A 6,738-nucleotide genomic window follows, 5' to 3' on the forward strand; every position below is an offset into this window, starting at 1 on the left:
CTGCGGAAAAAAGGCGATGCGTATCGAGCCGCGATCGGCCCCGCATCGCCTTATTTGTCTAATCGCTGCTTCGCTTACGCGCCTTTTATGCGCCTGCTTTCGTACCGGCATTCGCCGCTTCAAGCTCGGCTGCAGCCTGCAGGCCAGCCTGGTTCAGCAGGTTCCAAGGCTTGTTGTAATGCGGCTGGAAGAAGAAGTCGACGAAGCCGAGCTCTTGTACGGTCATCCGGTTCTGGATGCACACCGACAGCGTGTTGGCCGATTGCGTGAGGTCCGCCTTCGACAGCACCTGCGCGCCGAGGAGGCGTCCGCCGTCTTCTTCGTAAACGAGCTTGACCAACGCCCGTTCGTAGGTCGGCATGAACTCCGGACGGTAGTTGTCGCTGACCGTCGTCGTCCGCACCTTCAAGCCCGCATCGATCGCAGCCTGCTCGGTCATGCCGGTCGAAGCGATGTTCAGATCGAATATACGGATGCCCGACGTTCCTTGCGTACCCATGTACTTCACGTGCGGCTCCATAATATTCATGGCGACGAGCGTTCCCATGCGCACGGCATTGGTCGCCAGCGGGATATAAGCTTCCTTGCCCGTCGGATTGTAGCGGATCGCGCAGCTGTCGCCGGCGGCATAGACGTCCGGGCAACTCGTGCGCATGTACTCATCAACGACGATCGCGCCGTTCGGAAGCATCATGACCTGGCCTTTGAGCAGTTCCGTGTTCGGGCGGAACCCGATGCAGAGGATGACGAGGTCCGACTCGTACGCGCCTTCCGTCGTGACGACGCGGGCGACCTTGCCGTCCTCGCCCTCGAGCGCGGTAACCGACTGACCGAGCGCGAGTCGCACGCCGCGCTCTTGCATGTCGGTTTCGACGATATCGGTGAACGCCTTGTCGAGGTACTTGAACATGACGCGGGGCGTATTATCAATGAGCGTGACGGTTTTGCCCAGCTGATGAAAAGCCTCAACCAGCTCGACGCCGATATAGCCCGCGCCGACAACGGTGATCCGGTTGGCTGTCGCCGCTTTTTCGATGATCGTCTGCGCATGCGCGTAGTTCTTGCAGAGCAGCACCCGCTCCAGATCCATACCGGGCATCTGCGGCACGATCGGCCACGATCCCGTCGTGACTACCAGCTTGTCGTAGCTGTCGACGATCACTTCTTCACTCTCCAGGTTGCGGACGGTAACCGTCTTGTATACCGTATCGACAGCCAGCACATCATGGCGCATCCGGGTGTTCACGCCGAGATCGGCAAGCGTGTCGGGGTGAGCATAGAACAATTCCTCCGCATTTTGCACGACGCCGCCCACATGGAGCGCGATCCCGCACGACAGAAACGAGATATTATCATTGCGTTCGTACACGGTAATTTTAGCGTCGGGATAACGTTTGGCCATTTGGATGGTGGCGGCGGTGCCGGCATGGGTGCAGCCAATAACGACGATTTTCATAAGGAAGTCCTCCTCGGATTCTTATATTGTGATATAATTCACATACTCTGTCGAAAAGGAGCGCGAAGATCTGCAATCGCAGCTTACGGATATACCATCCGTCCGTCTGATGCGAATCTTCGCTCGATTAGTTTGTGATTTAAATCACAATGTCTTGTTGAATCCAATATACGCCACCTTCGACCGGAATGCAATAGGTATAGTGAAAATAATCACAAACTATTTTTGCAAAAAAACAGCATACCGGCGTTCCTCAAATTCACCCAATTTTGCGCTGCGACGCCCGACTCAAAAACTGAGCGGCCCTAACGCCTGCTATAGAGAAGGCGATTACCCGAATCGCAGGCCAGTTGGCTCGATCGCTGACATATAGAAGGCAATTGCACAAATCGCAGGCCGGCTGGCTCGATCGCCTGTCATATAGAAGGCAATTGCACAAATCGCAGGCCAGTTGGCCTCAACGCCTGCCATATAGAAGGCGATTGCCCGAATCGCAGGCCGGCTGGCCTCAACTCCTGCCATATAGAAGGCGATCGCCCGAAAAGCGGCGCGGCAAACCTCAATGCCTTCCATATAGAAGGCGATTGCTCGTATCGCGAGGTGTTTGACCCCAACGCCTTCTGTACAGAAGGCGATTGCCCAAATAGGGGCGTGTTTGGCCCCAACGCCTTCTGTAGAGAAGGCGATCGCCTGAACCGCGGCGTGTTTGGCCCCAACGCCTTCTGTACAGAAGGCGATTGCTCGTATCGGGGCGTTGTTTGGTCCCAACGCCTTCTGTAGAGAAGGCGATTGCTCGTATCGGGGCGTGTTTGGCCCCAACGCCTTCTGTAGAGAAGGCGATCGCCTGAATCGCGGCGTGTTTGGCCTCAACGCCTGCCATATAGAAGGCGATTGCCCGAATCGCAGGCCGGCTGGCCTCAACGCCTGTCATATAGAAGGCAATTGCCCGAACCGCTGGGTGTTTGGCTCCAACGCCTTCTGTAGAGAAGGCGATCGCCCGAACCGCGGGGTGTTTGACCCAAACGCCTTCTGTACAGAAGGCGATCGCCCGTATCGTGGCGTGATTGGCCCCAACGCCTTCTGTAGAGAAGGCGATCGCCCGAACCGCGGCGTGATTGGCCCCATCGCCTTCTGTAGAGAAGGCGATCACCAAATGGTTGGTGTGGCACACTTATTTTCTGCTCATCCAGCGGAGTTACGGGGAGCACAGGCCAAGTATGAACCAGAGTCAACACTTTACGAAAAACGAAGCCGTTCCATCAGTCAAATTAATGACTTGGAACGGCTCCGTCTCTTCATCTTATTATCGCCCGGTCAAAGCGGCTGCTCCGGCGGCGTTTCAGGCGGTATCGCGTCGGGCTTGATGTCCGGCGGTACGTCGTCCGGCTTGATCTCGGGCGTCGGATTCTGCACGATCTCCGGATTGGGCACGACCGGCGAGATCTCGGGGGAGGTCGGAGGCGTGATCTCCGGCGTACCCGGATCGAACTGCGGCAGCTCAGCGGCATAATCTTTATATTCGGACATCTGGCAGCACTCCTTTATAGTCGCTTGGTCTTCATTACCCAATCGCAGGGCGCCTTTAACGGGATCCCGGACAACAAACATTGGCACTTAGGTCTAATGACGGCGGGCTCGGCCCTGTGATATGCTGAAGGAAAAATGGCAACAGGGAGTTTGACACGCGATGGAATTTGCGAGAGCTTCGTCTGTATTTAACGCGATGGAACCGATCGTCGTGAGTTTTTTCGAGGAGCATATTTTGCCCAACTATCCGCTGAAGTGCAGCTGCGAGAAGTGCACGACGGACATCATCGTACTGACCTTGAATCATCTTAAGCCGCAGTACACATCCACGCAAGCCGGCCAAGCCTATATTAAGGCACTCTATATGAATCCCCAGATGCAATCGGACATTTTGCAGGAGCTCACGCGTTCCCTGCAGATCGTGGAGTCCAAGCCGCAGCACTCTCCCGCCGAATAACCCCGAACCGACTCGAAGGCCCGCCGTCCTTGGGTCTTTTTTGTGCAGACTGCCCTTGATATCCCTTACGTTCCCGCGCTTATGCTCCGGTTTGCCGCATTCGGGGTAAATACATGAGAGGATTGGGGCTCACGGCCTCAGCCATAATAAGGAGACGATCCGAACAGAAGCGAGGGGACCTACGACATGGCGCTAACCGACGAGCAGCGCATCACGCTTCACGGGTTCAACAACCTGACGAAGACGCTGAGCTTCAATATGTACGACATCTGCTACACCAAGACCAAGGAAGAGCGGGAGGCGTACATCGCCTACATCGACGAGCAGTACAACTCCGACCGGCTCACCAAGATTCTGAACGCGGTGGCTGAGATTATCGGCGCCCACGTCCTGAATACGGCGAAGCAGGATTACGTGCCGCAAGGCGCGAGCGTGACGCTGCTCGTGTCGGAGGGGCCGATCGTGGAGGTGCCCACGGAATCGTACGAGGAGTCGCCCGGTCCGATGCCGGCCAATGTCACGTTGCAGCTCGACAAGAGCCATATTACCGTACACACGTACCCGGAGTATCACCCGAGCGAGGGCATCAGCACTTTTCGCGCGGACATCGACGTCTCGACGTGCGGCGAGATTTCTCCGCTGAAGGCGCTGAATTATCTCATTCACTCCTTCGACACCGACATGATGACGATCGACTACCGGGTGCGCGGGTTCACGCGGGATATTAACGGATACAAGCTGTTCATCGATCACGATATCAATTCGATCCAGAATTATATTCCCGATGCCGTGATCGAAGCGTATGATATGATAGATGTAAATGTGTACCAGGAACACATCTTCCATACGAAGTGCAAGCTGCGCGAGTTCGATCTCAACAACTACCTGTTCGGCTACACCAAGGACAAGCTGAGCGAGGCCGAGCAGCAGGAGATCGCGGAGCGGCTGAAGATCGAGATGGACGAGATTTTCTACGGGAAAAATATTCGTTAGGCGCAAACGTCGAGGGGGAGCTGCGATGGGACTTAGAGAGGACGCTGCAAGGCTGAAGCAAGATATCGAGGACGAGCAGAACGCCAAGCTCCGGATCGCCCTGTTCGGGCAGCCGGGCTCGGGCAAGTCGTCGCTCATCAACCAGATCGTCGGACAGCCGGTTGCGCGCACGGGCGTGACGACCGACACGACGGTGGAGGCGCAGATTATCGCCCACGAGGAGCTATTGCTGGTCGATCTGCCGGGCTACGGGACATCCCGGTTTCCGCCGAACGAATGGATGGACCGGTTCCGGCCCGAGGAGCTGGACCTGTTTCTCTGCGTATTCGCAGGCAAGTTCCACGAGGCGGACACCGCCTTCTTCAAGGAGCTGCGGGAGAAAGGGCGGATCTGCCTGTTCGTCCGCAACAAGCTGGACGATCTGTGGGAGGACGGCCGCACGACGGAGGAGCTGCAGGCGGAGATTGTCGCCGACGTCGCGCGCCAGATCGGCGCGCCCGAGCATGTGTACTTCGTTAGCTGCCGGACCCGCGAGGGACTGAGCGAGCTGGTGGACGGGATCAAGGCGGCGCTCGAGCCCGCGCTGCAGGAGAAGTACGCGCGGTCGGCCAAGGCGTTTAGCCTCGCGCATCTTGAGGCCAAGAAGGAAGCGTGCGAGAAGTCCGTGTACAAGTACGCGGGGCTCGCCGCCGCCAACGGCCTCAACCCGGTGCCCGGCGTGAACGTCGGCGTCGACATGTCCATCATGTACAAGATGTTCGCCGAGATTCGGGCCTCCTACGGGCTTACGGACGAGAAGGTCAACAAGCTGATCCCTTCGCTGCTGCCGCTCGGCAAGCGGGTGCTCGATTACGGCACGAAGGAGGGCATCATGCTGCTTCTAAAAAAGTTTGCGGGCAAGAGCGCGTCGACGGCCGTCGGGCGCTTCGTGCCGATCGTCGGCCAGGCAATCGCGGCGGCTGCCGGCTTCGGCATGACGCTCGCGGCCGGCAAGTCGTACCTGAACGACTGCCACGAGCTGGCCGAGCGTATTCTGGAGCGGGAGCTCGGAATCGAGCGCCAGCCGTGAGCGCGAAGGCAAGGCGCGCGGGAACCGGTCCGGCCGCCGAGCCGACGGTGCTCGAGCGCAACCTGAGGCGGCTCGCCTCGGAGCTTGCCGTCATCCCGCGCAAGCGCAAGATCGCGATTCTCGGGCAGCCGGGGGCCGGCAAGTCGGCGCTGCTCGACCTGCTGACGGACCGCGGCTGCGTCCCGAGGCCGGTCGTCGGCCAGCGGACCGATGCGACGTCTTGGGCGCACGATCCGAATGCTGCGCTGATTCACGCATGCGGGGAAGCCGTCTTCGTCGATTCGCCCGGCTACGGCACGGCCGCGCATCCGGCGGAGGCGTTTTTTCGCCTGTTCCCTTATCGTGCCTTCGACCGTCTTCTGGTCGTCATCAAGGATAAGCTGCACGCCGCGGACGACCGGCTGCTCTCCGGCATCGCGCGGAACGGACTCGCGGAGCGGACGCTGCTCGTCCGCAGCTTTGCGGATAGCCTGGAGGAAGGGGAGCGGGAGCTGCTGCTCGGCGAGCTTGCAAAGCGATTTCCCGGGCCGAAGGTGTTGTACAGCGCCAGGACCCGCACGGGTCTGGACGAGATCCGGCAGTACGCCGGCATATGACCGGCCAAGTGAAACGATGACGATCCGATCACGATGGATCAAGTGATCGGCGCGCTGCCCCCGTATGCTGGAACGGGGCTCTTAACTGGACACACGCAAGATAATGCCGAACAACTTGCAAGGCCGAGGACCGTCGGGGCAATTCTCCGGCGGTTTTTTCTTGTCGCGCGCCTAGCCAAGCTAGGCACAACTAGCCGGTGAAAGTCCGGTCGAGGTAAGAGCCAAGTCGCCTCGTAGCTGACGGGCAACTGGTGGAGAGATCCTAAGGTTGAAGCCCCGTGACAAAGTAACTCTTCGGAGTGCGAGCAAATCGACAGGCCGTAACATGAAGTGAATCCTGCCGCATCGTTAAAAAAAGACCCGAAAGGGACAAGAGAGAGCCGAGCCCCGGACATGTGGGCGAAGGTCATGGAACGCGTGAAGCCCTTGGAAGCGCAGCGCGGAAGAACTCTCCGGTGTATGGGGAACGGCATGCCGAGAAAGTTGTGTCTGGAACTAGGGAGACCCTCCCCCGCACGATGTTTTTTTTTTCGTAAGGAGCAAACCTATAAGCCCGAAAGGTGAAGTGGCGAGCTGCGGGAAGGGAGTCGGAGGGGGCAGTAATACCGATGAAGTGAGGACAACAAAACCTCACGGAGGG

Annotated in this window: 7 protein-coding genes; 4 read left to right on the forward strand and 3 right to left on the reverse strand. The window is 58.5% G+C overall.

The annotated features are described in order from the left end of the window. Positions 1 to 85 precede the first annotated feature (85 nt). The 3 genes from ACFSR7_RS26510 to ACFSR7_RS26520 all read right to left on the reverse strand — a co-directional run bounded on the left by ACFSR7_RS26510 (position 86) and on the right by ACFSR7_RS26520 (position 2,983). A complete protein-coding gene (locus ACFSR7_RS26510; protein WP_378166823.1) occupies positions 86 to 1,456 on the reverse strand; it encodes an FAD-dependent oxidoreductase in 1,371 nt (456 codons plus the stop codon). Positions 1,457 to 1,786: 330 nt separating this feature from the next. Continuing rightward, positions 1,787 to 2,224, reverse strand: a complete 438-nt coding sequence (locus tag ACFSR7_RS26515; protein ID WP_378166825.1) for a hypothetical protein — start codon at positions 2,222 to 2,224, stop codon at positions 1,787 to 1,789. Positions 2,225 to 2,770: 546 nt separating this feature from the next. After that, complete coding sequence (locus tag ACFSR7_RS26520; protein ID WP_378166827.1) at positions 2,771 to 2,983, reverse strand: hypothetical protein; 213 nt, start codon at positions 2,981 to 2,983, stop codon at positions 2,771 to 2,773. Positions 2,984 to 3,143: 160 nt separating this feature from the next. Here ACFSR7_RS26520 and ACFSR7_RS26525 point away from each other — a divergent pair, with 160 nt between their 5' ends. The 4 genes from ACFSR7_RS26525 to ACFSR7_RS26540 all read left to right on the forward strand — a co-directional run bounded on the left by ACFSR7_RS26525 (position 3,144) and on the right by ACFSR7_RS26540 (position 6,098). After that, positions 3,144 to 3,440, forward strand: coding sequence for a late competence development ComFB family protein (locus tag ACFSR7_RS26525; RefSeq protein WP_378166829.1), 297 nt, complete (start codon positions 3,144 to 3,146; stop codon positions 3,438 to 3,440). A 186-nt stretch (positions 3,441 to 3,626) separates the two neighbouring features. Next, entirely contained in the window at positions 3,627 to 4,433 is an 807-nt protein-coding gene (speD, locus tag ACFSR7_RS26530) for an adenosylmethionine decarboxylase (protein ID WP_378166831.1), read from the forward strand. Positions 4,434 to 4,458: 25 nt separating this feature from the next. Beyond that, positions 4,459 to 5,502, forward strand: a complete 1,044-nt coding sequence (locus tag ACFSR7_RS26535; protein WP_378166833.1) for a GTPase — start codon at positions 4,459 to 4,461, stop codon at positions 5,500 to 5,502. Further along, positions 5,499 to 6,098, forward strand: a complete 600-nt coding sequence (locus ACFSR7_RS26540) for a GTPase (RefSeq protein ID WP_378166835.1) — start codon at positions 5,499 to 5,501, stop codon at positions 6,096 to 6,098. The genes ACFSR7_RS26535 and ACFSR7_RS26540 overlap by 4 nt, the downstream gene beginning before the upstream one ends. The last annotated feature ends 640 nt before the right edge of the window (positions 6,099 to 6,738 follow it).

The organism is Cohnella sp. GCM10020058 (assembly GCF_042683485.1).
Lineage (GTDB): Bacteria > Bacillota > Bacilli > Paenibacillales > Paenibacillaceae > Cohnella.